Source organism: Reyranella sp. CPCC 100927 (genome assembly GCF_007859315.1).
Classification (GTDB): Bacteria; Pseudomonadota; Alphaproteobacteria; order Reyranellales; family Reyranellaceae; genus Vineibacter.
Genome location: NZ_VOHA01000010.1, coordinates 97,940 through 117,719, shown reverse-complemented (window position 1 = coordinate 117,719; position 19,780 = coordinate 97,940). Strand labels below are relative to the sequence as shown.

Annotated in this window: 14 protein-coding genes; 11 read left to right on the top strand and 3 right to left on the bottom strand. The window is 64.5% G+C overall.

Features of this window, described 5'->3' with window-relative positions; translation table 11 throughout:
• Nucleotides 1-38: 38 nt before the first annotated feature.
• Complete coding sequence (locus FQU96_RS24680; protein WP_146544019.1) at nt 39-2,201, bottom strand: BTAD domain-containing putative transcriptional regulator; 2,163 nt, start codon at nt 2,199-2,201, stop codon at nt 39-41.
• 366 nt (nt 2,202-2,567) lie between these two features.
• Between FQU96_RS24680 and FQU96_RS24675 the strand changes: the two genes are divergently transcribed.
• From FQU96_RS24675 to FQU96_RS24665, 3 genes are all read left to right on the top strand, one after another.
• Nucleotides 2,568-3,377 carry a hypothetical protein gene (locus tag FQU96_RS24675; protein ID WP_146544018.1) on the top strand — a complete coding sequence of 270 codons (810 nt, stop codon included), beginning with the start codon at nt 2,568-2,570 and terminating at the stop codon, nt 3,375-3,377.
• Nucleotides 3,378-3,437: 60 nt separating this feature from the next.
• On the top strand, nt 3,438-4,184 hold the full coding sequence (locus tag FQU96_RS24670) for a DUF6065 family protein (protein WP_146544017.1): 747 nt from the start codon (nt 3,438-3,440) through the stop codon (nt 4,182-4,184).
• Between the two features lie 187 nt (nt 4,185-4,371).
• The gene (locus FQU96_RS24665) at nt 4,372-5,250 is read left to right on the top strand and encodes a DMT family transporter (protein ID WP_178130687.1); all 879 of its coding nucleotides are present in this window, start codon (nt 4,372-4,374) and stop codon (nt 5,248-5,250) included.
• 27 nt (nt 5,251-5,277) lie between these two features.
• Here FQU96_RS24665 and FQU96_RS24660 read toward each other — a convergent pair whose 3' ends face one another.
• Together FQU96_RS24660 and FQU96_RS24655 are read right to left on the bottom strand one after the other, a co-directional pair.
• Nucleotides 5,278-6,936, bottom strand: a complete 1,659-nt coding sequence (locus tag FQU96_RS24660; RefSeq protein ID WP_146544015.1) for a murein L,D-transpeptidase — start codon at nt 6,934-6,936, stop codon at nt 5,278-5,280.
• Between the two features lie 104 nt (nt 6,937-7,040).
• Complete coding sequence (locus FQU96_RS24655) at nt 7,041-7,958, bottom strand: dienelactone hydrolase family protein (RefSeq protein ID WP_146544014.1); 918 nt, start codon at nt 7,956-7,958, stop codon at nt 7,041-7,043.
• A gap of 286 nt (nt 7,959-8,244) precedes the next feature.
• Here FQU96_RS24655 and FQU96_RS24650 point away from each other — a divergent pair, with 286 nt between their 5' ends.
• The 8 genes from FQU96_RS24650 to FQU96_RS24615 all read left to right on the top strand — a co-directional run bounded on the left by FQU96_RS24650 (nt 8,245) and on the right by FQU96_RS24615 (nt 19,776).
• The gene (locus FQU96_RS24650; RefSeq protein ID WP_255468503.1) at nt 8,245-9,246 is read left to right on the top strand and encodes an RluA family pseudouridine synthase; all 1,002 of its coding nucleotides are present in this window, start codon (nt 8,245-8,247) and stop codon (nt 9,244-9,246) included.
• A gap of 54 nt (nt 9,247-9,300) precedes the next feature.
• Nucleotides 9,301-11,442: an AsmA family protein gene (locus tag FQU96_RS24645; protein ID WP_178130686.1), complete on the top strand. Its 2,142-nt coding sequence runs from the start codon at nt 9,301-9,303 to the stop codon at nt 11,440-11,442.
• Nucleotides 11,443-11,460: 18 nt separating this feature from the next.
• Nucleotides 11,461-12,189 (top strand): ATP12 family chaperone protein, encoded by a 729-nt coding sequence (locus FQU96_RS24640; protein WP_146544012.1) that lies wholly within the window; start codon nt 11,461-11,463, stop codon nt 12,187-12,189.
• 45 nt (nt 12,190-12,234) lie between these two features.
• On the top strand, nt 12,235-13,122 hold the full coding sequence (locus FQU96_RS24635; RefSeq protein WP_178130685.1) for a glycoside hydrolase family 25 protein: 888 nt from the start codon (nt 12,235-12,237) through the stop codon (nt 13,120-13,122).
• 87 nt (nt 13,123-13,209) lie between these two features.
• Nucleotides 13,210-13,776, top strand: coding sequence for a phasin family protein (locus tag FQU96_RS24630; RefSeq protein ID WP_146544010.1), 567 nt, complete (start codon nt 13,210-13,212; stop codon nt 13,774-13,776).
• 215 nt (nt 13,777-13,991) lie between these two features.
• Nucleotides 13,992-15,524, top strand: coding sequence for an acyl-CoA carboxylase subunit beta (locus tag FQU96_RS24625; RefSeq protein ID WP_146544009.1), 1,533 nt, complete (start codon nt 13,992-13,994; stop codon nt 15,522-15,524).
• Between the two features lie 14 nt (nt 15,525-15,538).
• Nucleotides 15,539-17,632, top strand: coding sequence for a S9 family peptidase (locus FQU96_RS24620; RefSeq protein WP_146544008.1), 2,094 nt, complete (start codon nt 15,539-15,541; stop codon nt 17,630-17,632).
• 23 nt (nt 17,633-17,655) lie between these two features.
• On the top strand, nt 17,656-19,776 hold the full coding sequence (locus FQU96_RS24615; RefSeq protein ID WP_146544007.1) for an acetyl/propionyl/methylcrotonyl-CoA carboxylase subunit alpha: 2,121 nt from the start codon (nt 17,656-17,658) through the stop codon (nt 19,774-19,776).
• The last annotated feature ends 4 nt before the right edge of the window (nt 19,777-19,780 follow it).

Below are 19,780 nucleotides of genomic sequence, written 5' to 3'. Positions count from 1 at the left end.
TATCGGGTTTGTCGCGACCCTGAGGCGTTGCGCTGTTCTCATGTCGGCAATCCCGCTTTCTTGAGATGCTCCATGTGACGCGCTTTGATCTCGGGATGCCGGAACGGCTGCAACGTCTGCTCGTACAAGTGCAGCTTGAAGTCAGGTTCCAGCTTCAGAAAGTTGGACGCGACTTCATGTGCTTCATCCAACCGCCCGACCGCGGCCAGGGCGGATATCAAGTACCTGTAGCAGGCCGAGAAGGTGGGATTCTCGGCAACGGACATGCGGCCCCACTTGACCGCATCCTCGTAATTGCCGTTGCTGTAATGGGCGATGCTGAGCGGTGTGTAGTACAGGAAGAGGTTGCGGTCGTAGGGTGATAGCCGCAAGCCATGCTCAGCGTGTCGAACCGCATCGTCGCTACGGCCGATGTAGCTGAGTGTGATGCTGGACAGAATCCAGGCCCACGAACTGTTGGGACAAGCCGCTAATGCCCGATCGAAGTACACCAGCGCGCTGTCGTAGTCGTGGAACAGAAAAGACCTCAGGTGCCCGTACGTCGCGAGCGCCAACGCGTTGTGTCCATCCAGGTCGATTGCTCTGGTTGCGAGCGTCGCACCCGTGTTCGAGTCTTCCCTCGGATTGTCCGACCACCCTTGGCCGACCCAAATGATGTACCAGAACGCGGCCCAGGCGGCAGGCATGGCGAAGCTGGGCTGTGCGGTCATCGCTTCATGGAGATGCTCGCGCGCGGCCAGGAACGACTGTCGATCAAGGTTGTTGATGGTGTTCAGTGCGCGCAGCGTATGGTCATACGCGGTGAAGCTGGACGGCCGTACGCGCAACGCGCGCTCCAGTTCTGCCGTCTGAACGTTAGGCGCTATCCCGGCGACAACGTCGCGAACGATGCGATCCTGTACTTCAAAGAGATCACCCAGGGGGACTTCCTGACGCTCGCCCCACAAACTGGCGCCGGTTTCAGTGTCGCAAAGCTGGGTCGAGACGCGGATCGACGTTTTGCTTTTGCGGATACTGCCTTCCAGAACGTACCGCACGCCAAGCGCGCGCCCAACTTCGCGTGGATCGACCTGGCGGTTGCGATAGGCGAACGTCGAGGTTCTGGAGATGACCAGCAGCTCGCGTAAGCCGGCCAGCGAGACGATGATATCTTCTACGACACCGTCGGCGAAATAGTCGTCGCTGGTGTCGCCGCCAAGATTGTGAAACGGGAGAACGGCGATAGACGGCTGCGTCTCCTGCAGCACCTGTGGCGTATGCAGGCGGGGCGCCGATGCGCCGGAGACGATCTCTGGCGCAGGGACCGCTTCCTGTGAAAACTTCGCGGAGGTTCGGGGCGCCGTCGGGGCAACGTTCCCCGTGGGCTTTGCCACGCGATCCTGGGCTCGTGCCCGCCGCAGCGTTGTGATTAGCGTTGTCGTTGCAGAGTCGGGCTCCACATTCAGGTCACGCTTCAGTCTCACCGCCAGCTGGTCATAGTGCTTCAGTGCCTCCGCACGCCGCCCAGCAGCAGCCAGCGACCGCATGATCAGGCGATGGCCGTCTTCCCGTAGCCCGTTGATGGCCAGTGCGCGGTTGGCAAGCTCGAGTGCCTGTGTGGAGGCCCCGAGTTCTGCCTCTTCTTCGCCGAGCTGGATCAACCCGTCGACGGCAAGATCCTCGAGCTTCTGGCGCTGGGTGACCACCCAATCAGTCCAGCCGTCTTCCTGGATCGCGATGTTTGACAGGAACGCGCCCTGGTAGAGGTCGATTGCAGTTTTGCGACTGTCGCGCGAATCGGCCTGAATCAACGCCTCAAAACTGACCGCATCGCAGTAAAATAATCCAGGGCGGACCTGCAGAGCATTGTCGTTGGTGGCAAATACATCATCCCCGAGCGCCCGGCGCAACCGCGTTAGCATTTGCCTCAGGTTCTGCTGAGCCTGGGTTTTTAACTGCGAGCCCCACAGCAAAGTCGTCAGCGTCTCGCGCGACAGCAGATCTGAAGAAGCGGAAACAAGAAAGGCCAGCAGGGCACAAAGTTTCCTATTGCCGAGATCAACTGGTCCCTGCGGTCCGGTCAGACTGAAGTTGCCCAGCAATGAAAGCCGGAAGGGGGCAGCATTGGGGTCTGCCGCAGGCCCGGCCAGGTCGGCCCATGGGGATGCGAGAGGGCTCCCATGCGCGGGCGGCGCTTCAGCGTATTTAAATTCAGATGCCATTTACCAACCCCCCGGAACGCCTGCCGCGTGCACTCTAACATCGACATACAGCTAGAGATTGGTCCTCCGTTTTTTGAATGCTATGCCGTTATCACACTCAGCGCAAGGGCAATATCACGTCATTGTCACGCTACATAAGAATGCAAAATTACGCAGATATCACGGACGATAGGCCGATAAAACCGCATTACTTCCGGTTTCGGTTCTTTTTCCCAGGCTCGATCTAAGTCATTGTGTCTTCGCCTGTTTCTCTGGTTGTGGTCGCGAAATTCAACATCACCGGAGGCGGGGCGACGCAGCCCGAGTGGGGCGGTCGCGGTTCGGAATCCCACGGGTTTTCCGGGGGACACAATGAGGAGGATTGCGATGCAAGTTGAAGCTGCGAAGGGTGTGCGCGTTGTTCTGACCGCCCCCGAAGAAGTGGTTGACGGAAATCGGGTTAAGCTCGGCGGCATGCAGCCCACATTCCGTGGTGCGGTGCGAGTTGTTCTCACTGCCCCTGCGGAAGTAACTGATACGAACCGGGTCAAGGTCGGCGGCATGCAACCGACGTTCCGTGATGCGGTGCGCGTTGTTCTGACTGCGCCGGAAGAGGTGTCGGACAGTGACCGGGTCAAGGTCGGCGGCATGCAGCCGACGTTCCGCGACGCGGCGCGTGTTGTTCTGACCGCCCCGAAAGAGGTGGCAGACAGTGACCGGGTCAAGGTTGGCGGCATGCAGCCCACGTTCCGTGACGCGGTGCGTGTTGTTCTGACTGCGCCGGAAGAGGTGTCGGACAGTGACCGGGTCAAGGTTGGCGGCATGCAGCCCACGTTCCGTGACGCGGTGCGTGTTGTTCTGACCGCCCCGGCAGAGGTGTCGGACAGTGACCGGGTCAAGGTCGGCGGTATGCAGCCGACGTTCCGTGACGCGGTGCGCGTTGTTCTGACCGCCCCGGCAGAGGTGTCAGACAGTGACCGGGTCAAGGTCGGCGGTATGCAGCCGACGTTCCGTGACGCGGTGCGCGTTGTTCTGACCGCCCCGGCAGAGGTGTCAGACAGTGACCGGGTCAAGGTCGGCGGTATGCAGCCGACGTTCCGTGACGCGGTGCGCGTTGTTCTGACCGCCCCGAAAGAGGTGGCAGACGGTGACCGGGTCAAGGTGGGCGGAATGCAACCGACGTTTCGTAAGTCTTGATTAAGACTCGCGGCCGGGACAAGGTGTCTGCCTTGTCCCGGCCTGCGTGATGTTTGAACCATGAACCCAGTTGTTACTTTCAAGAAAGTTGTGCGGGGCGGGCTGCCGCCACGACGCGCAACACGCGATGCGGCAGGCACGCTGCCGGTACGGGCCGTTCGATATTGCGAGCCGGTGTCCGCAGCGTCCGGGTTTGGGTGGTATGTCTTTCCACCCATCGCCTTTCAAATCATGTTTGATGGCATCGATGCTCTCTGGACCTATGACGGCGCCGACGGCTGGTTTCCGCTAAAGGTCGCCCAATACCCTGGCTTCGCCGATGAGTTCGACGCTGCGGCGCCGGAAAGCGCCAAGGGCTTCTCTCCACCCTTTCTTTCAATGCTCGACGGTCCGGCGATACTGCAGATCTGGACGGGGTTGATCGTGCGCACTGCTCCGGATTGGAGTCTGCTGTTGCGCGCGCCGGCGAACCTGCCTCACAGCGCCGGTTACCATCACTTCGATGGCATCATAGAAACGGATGCGTGGGGTGGGCCGCTGTTTTTCAATGTGCGCCTCATTCAGACCGGTGTGCCGATCCGGTTTGATACCCAATGGCCGTTTCTGCAGGTGCAGCCCGTCCATCGCCAGCACTATGCCGACGATTTTTTGAACGCGATGCAGGTCGAGTCGGGGCTTCAATCGTTGTCGCCGGACGATTGGCACGCTTACGATCAGGCGGTTGTCGGGCCTAACAAGGACCCCAACCGTCCGCTCGGCAAGTACGCGGTCGCGGCACGAAAACGGCGGACCAAGGAAGGACTATGAAGAGCCCGTGCTGTGCTGGTTTGTGATGACCGTGCAGCAGCTTCTATTCGCAATAGAAACAGCAACGCTTCACACGTGACGGTGCCATCGTGTTGCAGCCCTCATCGCTGGGTGGAGTCAGGGGCGCACGGTCGATGGCGGGCGACGCCATAGTTTTGGGCGAGCGATGGCGTGGTGGAGCGAGGCGATGAACGGTCTCCGCCTCGCCGGTCTCCTGATGGTGGCGCAGAGCGTACTCTTCACAATCGAAACCGCCATGATCCATCACATCGGCAGTGGCGCGAGTGTGATGCAATTGGCGTTGATGCGTGGCATCGGGGGCGTTTTGCTGGTTGTGGTGTTAGCCAGAACCGTGGGGTGGGCTGTCGTCAGAACCAATCAGCTCGGCCTGCAGTTGCTGCGTGGCGTCGTGGCGATCTGCTACGGCTGGGTTTTGATGTATTCGTTCGGTCAGCTGCCCTTCGCCGATGCAACGGCGATTTCCTTTACGGTGGTGCCGTACATCACGATGTTCTCGGCGCTGATCCTCCATGAACGCATTACGGCGCTGCGCTGGATGGCTAGTGCCGCCGGCATGATCGGGGCGTTGCTGATCATCAAGCCGGCGTTTGCTGAGTGGAACACCGTCTATGTCGTTGCTCTCGTCGGGACCAGCCTGAACGGTCTTGCGTTCGTCCTGAACAAGTACGTTCAGCGACCGGGCGGTGATAGCGAGCTGACGACCATGTTTTATGCCAACGCGGTGATGATCGTGGGGAACTTGCCCACTGTGATCCTGGAAGACCTGCCCGCGCAGTCGGTCTGGCCCTGGTTGTCCAGTGTCCTCGTGTTTGGGCCGATCGGCATGTATGTCGGCATTGTCGCGTTAAGACATGCCAGTGCCTCGTCGCTGGGACCGCTGACGCTGCTCCGCTTGGTGTTCGCCATGATCGGCGGTGTCGTTGTGTTCAACGAGATTCCCGACCTGGTGACCGGTATCGGCGCGGTTTTGATCCTCGCAAGCTGCTGGGTGGCCATGCAGCCGGCATCGCCGGAAGTCGCGCAGGATCCCAAGCCCACGTCATAAGCGGTGTCAGCATCGACTGGGCTGTGTTCACTTCGCCCGCTCGAACATGCGCGTCTTGCGCATGGCGGCGAAGACCTTGCGGTCGCGGCCGTAGATATCGTCGCGGAACTGGATCTTGCCGTGATCGTCGGCGAACACCGTCTGATAGGTGACCTGGATCGTGATTGGGGCCGGGAAGCCGAAGTTGGCCCGCTGACCGGAGTTCGCCAGCGTCTCGACGCGGGCGCGGCTGACGCTGCTGGAGCCCTTGACGGCGGCTTCGATGAAAGCGAACGGGTTCTGCAGGCGGATGCAGCCATGGCTGAAGTTGCGGCTGCCCTCGGTGAACAGGAAGCGGCTCGACGTGTCGTGCACGTAGATGCCGTACTTGTTGGAGAACGGAAAGAAGATGTAGCCCAGGGCGTTGCTGGCGCCGGGTTCCTGGCGGATGCGATAGGGGAACGCCTTGGGGTTGACGCTGGCCCAGTCGACCGTGCCCGGGTCGAGTTCGGTGTCGCTGCTCCAGTCGGCGAAGATCTTCATGTTCGACTTCTGCAGCGCGTAGGGGTCCCGGCGCAGCAGCGGCAGGTATTCCTCGCCCGCGATCGATGTCGGCACCGTCCAGTACGGGTTGGTCTGGAAGCTGTGCATCGTGCTGGTGATCTCGGGCGTCTGGTCCTTGGCCGTGCCGACGATCACCTTGGTCCGGAACGCCACCCGCCCGTCGTCCACGAAGACGGCTGAATAGTCGGCGGCGTTGATCAGCAGGTAGCGGTTGCCCGGCGCTTCCGGCGCCCAGCGCCGGCGCTCCAGATTGACGATGATCTGCTGCACCTTCTCTTCGATGGGGATGTTCAGTGACGCCGTGAACCGTGGGCCCACGACACCGTCGACACTCAGGTTGTGCGCCTCCTGGAAGCGCTTCACTGCCGCCACCAGGCCATCGTCATAGCAGTTGGCATCGCCGGCGGCCTTGGGCACGTCGGCCTCGGTCTCCGATAGCCGCTTGCGGATCAGCGGGACACGCGCGTCGCAGTTGCCGGGCCGCAGCAGATCGCCGCGCGGCACCTTGGTGTAGGTCTCGGTCTTGATGCGCTCGCGCCACTGCGCCAGGGCCTTTTTCAGCGCCGGATACTGTGTGCCCGCGGGCGCCATCGACTGGATGAAGTCCCTCGGATCGGACGCCGTCAGGCCCTCGCGCGCCAGCGCGCCGTAGTCAGGCCGGCGCTGGACGGGCGACATGTCCTTGTCGATGGCGGTGGCGTTGACACGGCCGCTCGACACGTCGGCGCCGGCCAGGATCAAGGCGCGGCTCATCAGGAAGTCGGCGCGCGCTTGATCGGCCGGCGCGTCGGAGCCCAACAGCTTCTCGATCAGCGAGACGTCGTAGTCCTCGGGCTCAAGGCCCTCGTCCTGCATCGATTTCAGCGCCTCGAGCAGCGCCTTGCCGCGGCGCGTCGGCCTGCCGCCGTCAAGCCACAGCAGCGCGTGCTCGCGCTCTGCATAGACCTTGCCGAGTGCCGCCAGCATCGGTTCGGAGCCGTCTGTCGCCGTCTGGATGGCGGCCCGGATCCTGTCCTTCAGGGCGACGATGACGGCATCGCCCTGCGCCTGGGCGGGAGCAAGGCCACCCAGGAGGGAGATTGCGAGAACACCACATACGCCCGTGCGATGAAGCCACGTTCTGCGAAGGACAGCCCTTAACACCAGCAATCTCCCAACTTTGTCCGCCTGTATAAGAAAAAATGAGCGGTTGCGGTAGTTGCATTGCTGCCACACTTGGGACAGTCAGCCCACGCGTTCGTGATCGGTCAGAACCCGTGGGTGCGCAGAAAGGCCATCAGGTCACCCGTCGCGCGTTGCTTGAGCGCGGCCGTGCCGCCACCGGCATGGGCGCCGTATCGCAGAAGGCCGGCCTCTCGCACCCAGGCCCGATAGTCGGCCTCGCTCATGGCATGGCCGGCCGCAGGGACATAGTGGCGACCGTCATCCTCGATCAGGTTGGTGCAGCCGGAGAAATTCTGCGCTTTGGGAATGTGATAAAGCGGCCCGATCGACTCCCAGCCGTGGTGGGCCTTGTAGACCTTGATCCGGATCTGCCGGTTGCCGGTCGCACGCATGCGGCCGGCATAGCTGAGGGCGAAATGGGCCGGTGTGTAGTCGTCGTACTCGGCCAGCATCATGAACAGGGGCACGCCCGTTGTGGTCGCGTCGCGATGCTGCGCCACGCAACCGGGGCAGATGGCGACGTGCAGGGCAAAGATGTCGTCGATGCCGCGCCATCGGCGGCGGACCGCGATGGCGCTGTTGACCACCGCGACACCGCCCTTGGAGACGCCCATGACGCCGATCCGCGTCGGGTCGATCCGATCGTCGCGTTGCAGCCACTGCAGGGCGGCGTGCGCGTCGCACTCCATCTGAAAGGCGCTCACCAGACTTTGGTCGGCGACGGTCGAGCGCACGCCGCGGGGCCCGAAACTGTCCACGACACAAGCTGCGACACCCGCCCGCGCCAGCGCATCGGCATAGAACAGTTCACGGTGCTTCTGGATGCCGGCGCTGCTCGACAAGATCACCATCGCCGGCGCCGGTGAACCCGTCGCCGGTCGAAAGAGCTGCGCGCACACAGTCTGCGCCGGCACCGCGATCGGCGACAGCGGCGACAAGGAGGGCAGGGCTATCGCCTCTACCGTCACATCGGCAGGGCTCTGGAAGAGTGTAGCGGACATCGCCAGCGGGCTGGTTTTACTATGAGGAGCCGGAATTCACCGCTGATTTGTTGAGGCTCGAACACGCGAAATATCTTGTTCTCGATACGAGAATTCGTTACATTGCTTGTGAGCCATGCGAACGGTCGGCGACTTGCGGACGGCGTGTGTTTCATGACCCAGGGGCCGGACATTCTGTCGGATTTTGTCGCTTATCTGTCAGTGGAGATATATATCATAATCTATTGTAATAATGAAGAAATTGTCTTTTTGTCGTTTTTGTCATGCCAGACACTGATAGCGTGCGATGATGAATGAGACGATGGTCGTGGCCGTGGTCGCCGTACAGGACGACGAGGCTGGGCTGAGGCTGGATCGCTGGTTCCATCGGCGCTATCCGATGCTTTCTCACGGCCGGCTGGAGAAGCTGCTGCGCACCGGCCAGGTCCGGGTCGATGGCAGGCGCGCCCAGGCGGGCGATCGTCTGGCTGGCGGCGAACAGATCCGGGTGCCGCCGCTGCCGGCGGGCCAGGGGGCCGCCAAACCCGCGGCGGATCCAGCGCTCGATCCGCGGGCGGCGGCGGCGCTCGTTGCCAGTGTGATCTACCGGGACGACTTCGTCCTGGCGCTGAACAAGGAGCCAGGTCTCGCCGTACAGGGCGGCAGCGGTACGCAACGCCACGTCGACGGGCTGCTCGATGCGCTGCGCTTCGGGGCGTCGGAGCGGCCGCGCCTCGTGCACCGGTTGGACAAGGATACCAGCGGCCTGCTGGTGCTGGGGCGCACCGCCTCGGCGGCCGCCCAACTGGCGGCGGCATTTCGCGAACGGGCGACCCTCAAGGAGTACTGGGCCGTGGTGGTCGGTGTGCCCAAGGTGTCCCAGGGAACCATCGATCTGCCGCTGGCCAAGGCAACGGGCGGCGCCTACGGCCGCGAGCAGATGGTGGTCGACAAGGCAGCCGGCGATCGGGCGATCACAGACTATGAAACGGTCGACGTGGCCGGCAAGAAAGCGGCACTGCTCATTTTGCGGCCGCTGACCGGTCGTACGCACCAGCTGCGGGTGCATTGTACCGCGCTTGGAACGCCGATCCTGGGTGACGGCAAGTATGGCGGCGATCGCGCCGTCATCGATGCGCCGGGTATCGCCCGGCGTCTCCACTTGCATGCGGCGCGCCTGGCCCTGCCGCGCCTGGATGGCGGCAAGGGCACGCTGCGCCTGGTTGCCCCGCCGCCGCCGCATTTTGCGGCGACGGTCACCGCATTGGGATTTGAGATGCCGCGCGACGGGCAGGCGCATTCTCGGTAAAAGGGGCCACCGCCCATCTGATTGGCGGCAAGGCTTGCGACGTCAGGTGAAAGAGTGAAGCGTTTCCTGTGGATCACGGTAGGGACATTGGCAGTGCTGCTGTTGGCACCGGCCGGGCTCTATCTGTGGGCCAGCAGTCGCGATCTCAGCCGCTACCAGAGTCAGATTGCCGAGCAGGTACGCAAGGCCACGGGCCGCGAACTGGTGATGAAGGGCGGCCTGCGAGTCAACTTCACGCTCTCGCCGTCGGCCGTGGCCGAAGATGTCGTGCTGGCCAACGCCGCCGGCGGATCGCGGCCCGAGATGGCGCGCATCAAGCGCCTGGTGCTGCACCTGGACCCGTTCTCGCTGCTGCTGGGCGAGATCCGCATTGGCCGCCTGCAGCTGTTCGGCGCCGATATCCTGATCGAGCGCGATGGCGAGGGACGCAGCAATCTGGCGATGGAGGCACCGGTCGAAGGCTCAGGTCCGCATCCCAGCGAGCATCAGTCGCTGCGCATCAAGAACACGCCGAGCCTGCCCTGGATCAGCCGCATCGAGGTTGAAGGGTCGACCGTGACCTTGAAGGAGACGGCTGAACGGCCGGCCGTTGTGATTGTCGTCGATCGCTTCATCGGCACCGCCACACAGGCAACAGCCCCGATCAGCGGCGAGTTCCTGGGCCGGATCAACAGCAGCGAGGCCCTGGCACTGAGCCTGAAGAAGGCTGGAACATTCGATGGCTGGCTCAAGGGTGTGCCGGGCGATCTCGACATGCAGGGAACCCTTGGCGGGTTGCCGGTCGCCGTCACGGGGCAGGTCGCGGCGCGACGGCTCGAGATGGGGGTTGAGGTCGAAGGCCGCAGCCTGGTGGCGCTGGGGCATATTCTCAACCTGCCGCTGCCGGAAACGGCGCCCTACGGGTTGAAGCTCAAGCTGACCAATCCGCGAACGGGCCCCAAGCTGGATATCGCCGAACTCAAGATCGGTGACAGTGTTCTGCGTGGTGATATGGTCTTCCGCACCACCAAGGCCGGCAAATCGGTCATCGTGGCCAACCTCGCGGCCGACAAGTTCGACCTCGCCGATCTCAAGCCGCGGCCGGCCGCGCCCCCACCGCCATCCAACGGCGGTACGGCGCCCGCGGCGTCAGGGCCATCGGGCACGGCCCAAGCGGCTGCACCGCCGGCGGCGCCACCACCACCCGCGCCGCCGCCCGCTCCCGCATCCCACCCGGCGGCGAGCGATGGGCGGGTCATTCCCGGCGATCCCTATCCGATCGAGGCGATCAAGAAGTGGAACGGCTCTTTCACGCTGCGCGTCGCCGAAGTGGTCGGCGCGGCCGTGAAGATGCAGGGCCTGTCGGTGACCTTGACGCTCAACGACGGCAAGCTGACGCTGCGGCCGGCTGCCACCATCGGCTCGGGCCAGCTCGGCATCGACGCCCAGATCGACGCCAGCGGAGCAGGTCCGGTGCTGACCCTGACGGCGACGGCCGCCAAGGTGCCTCTGGAAGACATGATGACATTGCTGGGCATATCGACCGGCGTGAAAGGCGCGTCGATCGATATGGAGGTGAAGCTGCGTGGTTCCGGTCGATCGCTGCGCGAGTCGCTGGGGCTGGCCGTGGGCAACATGGATTTTGTCATCGGTTCGGCGCAGATCACGAAGGAAGCAGCCCACCTGCTGACGCCGGAGTGGATCCGCATGCTGGGCCTGGGTGATCGTCCGGCGACGCTGAACTGTGCCGCCGGCAAGATCGAGTTCGGCGGCCGGCCCGAAGGTGAGCGTGGCGCCGCCAACATCCGGAAGCTGGTCATCGATGCCCAGCGCTTCACCGCGATCGGTGGTGGCTATATTCACCTGCGCAACGAGCAGATTGGCCTCCTGATGTGGCCCGAACCGCGCGATCTCGCCCTGATCGGCGCGGCAGTGCCTCTGCGGCTGAAAGGATCGCTGGCCCAGGCCAGTGCCGAGTCCGATGCTGCCGCGGCCCGGTCGGCAGCGGGCGCGGTCCCCGGTACCCGCGTGGCGAGCCTGACAGCAGCCATCACCACCGCGGGGCGGGCTGCCGCTTCCGCGTCGCTCAACGCCTGCGGTACCGTGCTGGCGCGCCTCGACAGTCTGCGTCCCAATCTGCGGGCGCAGCTGCCGCAGCCGCCGTCGGTGCAGCCGGAATATCGGCCGCCGCGGGCCGCGCCGCGTAGGGGCCGCTAGGAATCGTCTGAGTTTCCCATGTCCGTCAGTGTCCTGAAGCGCTTCTACAAGACCGTTGCCATCGAGCCCGCCGACGGCGGCTTCGAGGTACGGTTGGATGGCCGTCCGATCCGCACCCCGGCCGGCCGGCCGTTGACGGTGCCCACGGAAGTCCTGGCGGCAGCCATCGCGCGCGAGTGGGCCGAACAACCCGAGAAAGGGGAGATCAAGCCGCTCGACATGGCCATGATGCGCCTGGCGGCGACGGCGATCGACCGCGTCACGGTGCAGCGGCGCAAGGTGATTGACGATACGGCCAAATACGCCGGCTCTGATCTGCTGTGCTATCGCGCCGATGCACCCACCGACCTCGTGGTGCGCCAGGTGCGAGTCTGGCAGCCGCTGCTCGATTGGGCCGCCATGCATTATGGCGCACGGCTGGAGGTGACGGCAGGTGTGCAGCATCGGCCGCAGCCGGCGTCATCGCTGACGGCCCTGACCGAAGCCGTCGCCGGCCATAGCGATTTCGGCCTGGCGGGGTTGTTCAACCTGACGGCGGCCATGGGGTCGGTGGTGCTGGCGTTGGCAGTGTCGGAGCGGCACCTCGCGCCATCCGATGCCTTCGCGGCAGCGGAACTCGATGCCCTGTATGAGATCGAGAAATGGGGTGAGGATTCCGAGGCAACGCTGCGCCTCCAGCGCCTGCGCCGTGATGTCGACGCCGGCGCGCGTTTCCTGGACCTCCTGGGAAGAGCGCGCCTTCTGTAGTATAGAGCTCGCAGTTCGCGTTCAGCGTGAGTACAGGAGATGCCGGTGGTCGGCAGAGTAGTGACCTTGTTTGTCGCATTGCTCGCCAGCCTGCCGGCCCTTGCACAACAGCGTCCCGTCGCCGCGCCACGGCCGGTTGCCGCGGCGCCCTTGCACCCGCGGGACTACCCGTCGGTCGTGCTCGATCTGTCCAGCCACAACACCATCCCGATCGATAACACCCTGAAGAGCCGGCACGGCATCGGCTTGGTGATTCATCGCGCGACCCTGGGCCGTGACACGGGTAGCCCCAACGACATCGATACCGTCTTTCCGGATCGCGCGCTGCAGGTTGCCCGCGCTGGCCTGCGCCTGGGTGCGTATCATTGGGCGACACCGACCGACACCGGCGATCGGCAGGCCGATGATTTCCTGCGCGTGGTGAAGGCGATGTGCGACATGCTGGCACCATCGCAGCGGCGCGTGGTGCTGGCGATCGACTGGGAGCCGCACGGCAACAATCCCGACCATTATATGCGGGCGGCCGAGGTCGACCGGTTTCTGCGCCGGGCCATGGCGCGCACCGGCCGTAGCGTGCTGGTCTATGCCTATGAGAACTTCATCCACGAGCAGCGTGACGAGATCGCCAACACGCCGGGCCTGTGGAGCCTTCTGGGCCGCAACCCGCTGTGGATCGCCAACTACAAGGTCAGCACCGACGCCATGGGCAACCCCCTGCGCGGTGGCATGATCCTGCCTCGGCTGGCCGGCTCGCCGTGGGCCAACTGGAGCCTGTGGCAGTACACCAGCGGCGACAACGGCCCGATCGCCGACTATCCCGCGGGTAAGATCGCGGGTGAACTGGTCGACCGCAGTGTGTTCCGCGGCGCCCGGGCCGACTTCGATCGGTTCCTGAATAACCACAGCTGGGACTGTGCCTATCGCAAATCCTGATGCTCGTCGGGCTTGACTTCTTGCGGCGCAGCATTCAAATGCTGCGATGCAACATAATATGCCCATCCAGCAAGAAGGAAGTCAGCCATGAGCCCGTTTCAAACTGCCTGGGTTGATTTCAAGGTGCCGTCGTTCAACGTCGAGGCCTTGCTCGAAACGCACCGCAAGAATGCGGCCGCCCTCAGCGCTGCGCATCAGATTGCGTTCGATAGCCTGAAGGCCCTGGCGCAGCGGCAGAGCGAGCTGATCAAGGCGACGGTCGATGACTACAGTCGGGTTGCCAACGACGTGCTGACCGCCGTCTCCCTTGAGGAGCGGGCGGCCAAGCAGGCTGATGCGGCGCGGCACGCCTACGTCGCGACGGTGAGCAATGTGCGCGAGCTGTCCGATATGGCGCTGAAGGCCAATGTCGCGGCCGCCGATATCCTGAACGCCCGCGTCACCGAAGCCTTCGACGAGGTCAAGGCGTTGTTCGCGGTACCGCTCGCCGCCGCCCCCGTGGCGTTGGCCGCGCCCGTCGCGGTTGTCGTCGAGTCCCCCGCCGTGGTTGAGCCGGTCGCCGTGGTGGTAGAGCCGGTGCCGGCGGCCGAGGATGCACCCGTCGTCGCTGCACCCAAGCCGCGGACGCCCCGGCGCACACCGCCGCGCCGCTGATACGGCGTTCGTACTGCGAAAACGAAGCCGCTTAAGGGTGATCGACCGGGGACAAAGCGCCGCTTTTGTCGCGTGATCCTCAGAATCCTGCTTAGCAACCTGTCCAGCCAAGTGCTATGGGCAACGGCCGTTTCGACGGACTGTGCCGCGCCCCCGGCGTTCACCGGGCGGCCGGCCTTTTGCGTGAACCGACCGACCTGTGCGGGGACAACACGATGCAGGAAATCCTCCAGCTCCTGGAGAACAAGCGCGCCGCGGCGCGACTGGGTGGCGGCGAGCGCCGCATCGAGGCGCAGCATGCCAAGGGCAAGCTCACCGCGCGCGAGCGGCTGGAGGTCCTGCTTGACGAGGGCTCCTTCGAGGAGTTCGACATGTTCGTCGAGCACGGCTGCACCGATTTCGGTATGGAGAACCAGCGGATCCCCGGTGACGGGGTGGTCACCGGCCACGGCACGATCAACGGCCGGCCGGTCATGGTCTTCAGCCAGGACTTCACCGTGTTCGGCGGCGCGCTGTCGGATGCGCATGCCCAGAAGATCTGCAAGGTCATGGATACGGCGGTGAAGAACGGCCTGCCCGTGATCGGCATCAACGACTCCGGCGGTGCACGCATCCAGGAAGGTGTCGACAGCCTGGCGGGCTACGCCGATGTCTTCCAGCGCAACGTCACCAGCTCGGGCGTGATCCCGCAGATCTCGATGATCATGGGTCCGTGCGCCGGCGGTGCGGTCTATTCGCCGGCCATGACCGACTTCATCTTCATGGTGAAGGACAGCTCCTACATGTTCGTCACCGGACCTGACGTGGTGAAGACGGTCACCCACGAGACAGTCACGCAGGAGGACCTGGGCGGCGCGGTCACCCACACCACCAAGTCGGGTGTCGCGGACCTGGCGTTCGAGAACGACGTCGAGGCGCTGCTGCAGCTGCGTCGCTTCTACGACTTCCTGCCGCTCAACAACCGTGAGAAGGCGCCGCCACGGCCGACCGCCGACGGCACGGCGCGCGATGACTATTCGCTCGACACCCTGGTGCCGGCCAACCCCAACAAGCCGTACGACATCAAGGAGCTGATCATCAAGGTCGCCGACGAGGGTGACTTCTTCGAGCTGCAGCCCGACTATGCCGGCAACATCGTGATCGGCTTCGGCCGCATAGGCGGCGACACCGTGGGCTTCGTCGCCAATCAGCCGATGGTGCTGGCTGGCTGTCTCGATATCGATTCGTCCAAGAAGGCGGCGCGCTTCGTGCGCTTCTGCGACGCCTTCAACATTCCGATCGTGACGTTCGTCGACGTCCCGGGGTTCCTGCCGGGCACGGCGCAGGAATTCGGCGGCATCATCAAGCACGGCGCCAAGCTGCTCTATGCCTATGCTGAGGCCACCGTGCCCAAGGTCACGGTGATCACGCGCAAGGCCTATGGCGGCGCCTATGACGTCATGGCCTCCAAGCACCTGCGTGGCGATGTGAACTATGCCTGGCCGGGCGCCGAGATCGCCGTGATGGGTGCCAAGGGCGCGGTGGAAATCATCTTCCGATCCGACATCGGTGATGCCGACAAGATCGCGGCACGCGAGAAGGAATATCGCGAGAAGTTCGCCAACCCATTCGTGGCGGCCAACCGCGGCTTCATCGACGACGTGATCATGCCGCACGGGACGCGCCGACGCGTCTGCAAGGCGCTGGCGCTGTTGAAGAACAAGAAGCTCGACAACCCGTGGCGCAAGCACGGCAACATCCCGCTTTGAACCGGGCGACCGGCATGTCTTCCCAGCGCGCTTTCCGTCAGTCGGCCTTCACGCCACCGCCGCGTGCGCGGCAGATGCCGTTCCGGCATGCCGACGGGCGCGACGATCCGTTCCAGTGGCTGCGCGATCCGGGCTATCCCGATGTGCGTGACCAGGCGGTGCTGGATTATCTCAAGAGCGAGAACGCCTACGTCGATTCCGTGCTGGGCGGTTCGGATGATCTGCGGCCGGCGCTGCTGGAAGAATTCAAGGCGCTGGTCATTCCCGACGAAAGCCCGCCGGCGGAGTGGGTCCACGGCCGCTGGTATGGTGTTCGCTACGAACCGGGACGGGAATACCCGTTGTGGTACAGCAAGACCGCACCCGATGCGCCGGAGACGACCATCCTCGATGCCAATCGCGAGGCCGAGGGGCAGGGCTTCTACGCGGTGCGCGATTGGGCTGTCTCGCCGGACCATCGCTTTCTGGCCATCCTCGACGACATCGATGGTTCGGAGCGCCTGCGTCTGCGCATCCGCACCCTCGCCGACGGCAAGGACGTGCACACCGCGACGGCGCACTGCTCGCCGGGCCTCGGCTGGTCGAGCGATTCGAGCACGCTCTTTTATACCCGGCAGGACGACAAGCAGCGCCCGCGCTGGGTGCATCGTCACCGCGTCGGTACGGCCGGCGATGACCCGCTGATCTACGAGGAAACCGACCCGGTCTACTTCCTCGGCATCGGCGAGGGCGCCTCGGGACGCTTTCTGCACATCGAGTCGGCGGCCAAGAACAGCAGCGAAACCCGCCTGCTGTCGCTCGCCGAGCCCGATGGCGCACCGCGGCTGGTGCTGGCGCGCCGACCAGATCATGAATACGACGTCGTCGATCGCGGCGAGGACCTGCTGATCCGCACCAACGATCGGCACCCCAACTTCCGTATCGTGCGCGCGCCGCTGGATGATCCGCGCGAGTCGCGATGGCAGGAGGTCGTCGCGCCGTCGGACCTGGCCCTGATCAGCGGACTGGGCGTCGCACGTGACTTCTGGTGGCTGGTCGAGCGCTTCGAGGCGCAGAAGCGCGTGCGCGTCGTGCCGGGCCACCACCGGGATGCCGCGGCGGGGCAAGTCATCACCTTCCCCGATCCCGCCTATACGATCTCGGCGTTGGACGGGCATCAGTGGGATCGCCGCGCGCTGCGTCTGATCTACGAATCGCCGGCGCGGCCACGGACCTGGTACGACTACGATGTGGCGGCAGCCCGCCTGGACGCCGTGCAGCACACCAGCGTGCCCACCCACACACCTGATGACTATGTCGTGGAACGGCATTGGGCCACGGCCAGGGATGGCGTGCGGGTGCCGATCTCCCTTGTGCGTCATCGCGCGGCGGCAGGCAGTTCGGCAGCGCCGGTGGTGTTGTACGGTTATGGCGCCTACGGCATGTCGATGGATGCCGGCTTCTCCGCCAACCGCATACCGTTCCTGCGTCGCGGCATGATCTGGGCGATCGCCCACATCCGCGGCGGCCAGGAGATGGGGCGCGCCTGGTACGATGACGGCAAGCTGCTGAACAAGCGCAACACCTTCGACGACTTCATCGCCTGTGCCGAATACCTGGTCGATGCCGGTATCGCGGCGCCCGACAAGATCGCGGCGATGGGTGGCAGCGCCGGCGGCATGCTGATGGGCGCGGTTGCCAATCAGCGACCGGACCTCTTTGCCGCCATCCTGGCGATGGTGCCCTTCGTCGATGTGCTGTCGACCATGCTGGATGCCAGCCTGCCGCTGACGCCGCCCGAGTATGTCGAATGGGGCAATCCGGCTGAGCCGGTGTTTCGCGATTACATGGCAAGCTATAGCCCGTACGACAACGTTGCCGCCAAGGCTTATCCGGCGATGCTGATCAGTGCCGGATTGTACGATCCGCGGGTGACCTACTGGGAGCCGGCGAAGTGGGCAGCGAAGCTTCGCGCGGTGAAAACGGATGATAACGTGCTGCTGCTGCACACCGAGATGGAAGCCGGGCATGGCGGCGCGTCCGGGCGCTACAAGGCGCTGGTCGAGGTCGCCGAGCGCCTGGCATTCGTGATCCGCGCCCTTGGCCTGCCGGCACAGCCGGCGCATTGATGATGTCTGTGAAGGAGAGTGGGATGGCCACCGCCCGCAAAGAGGAAGTCGCAAAGAAACCAGCCGCCAAGGCCAGCAAGCCGGCTTCCGCGAAGGCAACGAACGGCCAGCACTCCACCGCGGCCGCGGCCAAGGCGGCCGCGACCCGTCCGGACAAGCCACCGTTCAACAAGATCCTGATCGCCAACCGCGGCGAGATCGCCTGCCGCGTGATCCGCACGGCGCGCCAGCTGGGCATCAAGACGGTCGCCGTCTATTCCGAGGCCGACGCCGACGCGCTGCATGTGCGTGAGGCCGACGAGGCCGTATTCATCGGCCCACCGCCGTCGGCGCAGAGCTACCTGCTCGTCGATCGCATCGTCGAGGCGTGCAAGAGTACCGGCGCCCAGGCGGTTCATCCGGGTTATGGCTTCCTGTCGGAGAAACAGGAGTTCCAGGCGGCGCTGGCCAAGGCGGGCATCGTCTTCATCGGCCCCGACTCGCATGCCATCCACGCCATGGGTGACAAGATCGAGTCCAAGATCCTGGCGAAGAACGCCAAGGTCAGCACGGTGCCAGGTCACCTCGAGGTGATTCCCAACGCCGACGAGGCGGTGAAGATCGCCCGCAGCATCGGCTATCCCGTGATGATCAAGGCCTCGGCCGGTGGCGGCGGCAAGGGCATGCGCCTGGCGTGGAACGATGCCGAGGCGAAGGAAGGTTTCGTCTCGGCTACCAACGAAGCCAAGTCGAGCTTTGCCGACGATCGTGTCTTCATCGAGAAGTACGTCGAGGAACCGCGCCACATCGAGATCCAGGTGCTGGCCGACGGCCATGGTAACTGCGTCTATCTCGGCGAGCGCGAATGCTCGATCCAGCGCCGGCACCAGAAGGTGATCGAGGAGGCGCCGAGTCCCTTCCTCGACGCCAAGACCCGCAAGGCGATGGGTGAGCAGGCCGTGTCGCTGGCCAAGGCGGTGAATTACAAGTCGGCCGGCACGGTCGAGTTCATCGTCGACAAGGATCGCAACTTCTACTTCCTGGAGATGAACACGCGCCTGCAGGTCGAGCATCCGGTGACCGAACTGGTGACCGGCCTTGACCTGGTGGAGCTGATGATCCGCGTGGCGGCGGGCGAGAAGCTGCCCTTCACGCAGGACGACGTCGAACTCAAGGGCTGGGCGATCGAGGCGCGTGTGTACGCCGAGGATCCGTTCCGCAATTTCCTGCCGTCGACCGGCCGCGTCGTGAAGTACAGGCCGCCCGATGTTTCGTCCGGCGATGTGCGCGTCGATACCGGCGTGTACGAGGGCGGCGAGATCAGCATGTTCTACGATCCGATGATCGCCAAGCTGTGCGCCTATGGTCCCGACCGCGCGGCGGCCACCGATCGCATGCTGCGGGCGCTCGACGAGTTCTATATCCGCGGCCTGAACCACAACATCAGCTTCCTGTCGGCGCTGATGGCGCATCCCCGCTTCGCGTCGGGCAAGCTCACCACCAATTTCATCGCCGAGGAGTTCAAGGGCGGTTTCTCGGCCAAGGACCTGCCGCCGAAGGATCCGGCGATTCTTGCCGCGATCGCGGCCACGATCGACCAGATCACGACGCTGCGCGCCGCCCATGGCCGCGCCGCGGGCGATACACCCTCGTTGGAGGAGGACGTCGTCGTGGCGCTCAACAAGGAGCACCATCGCGTCCATGTCGCCGGCGGCGGCAGTTCGTTCACGGTGCGCGCCGGCGACCGTACGCTGGATGTGGAGACCAGCTGGAACCCCGGTGACCCGCTGTTCCGCGGTCGCGTCGATGGCAAGCATGTCGTGGCGCAGGTCGATGCCAAGGGCGCCGGCCTGTCGCTGTTCCACGCCGGCGGCCAGGCCGATGCGCTGGTGCTGACCGTGCGTCGTGCCGAACTGCTGAAGCTGATGCCGGAGAAGGCGCCACCCGACACCTCGAAGTTCCTGCTGTCGCCGATGCCCGGCCTGTTGGTCGCGCTCGAGGTCCAGGAAGGCCAGGACGTCAAGGCCGGCGAGGCGCTGGCCAAGGTCGAGGCCATGAAGATGGAGAACGTGCTGCGCGCCACGCGCGACGGCGTCGTGCTGAAGGTGCATGCCAAGCCCGGCGACAGCCTGCGGGTCGACCAGAAGATCCTGGAGTTCGCCTGACGCC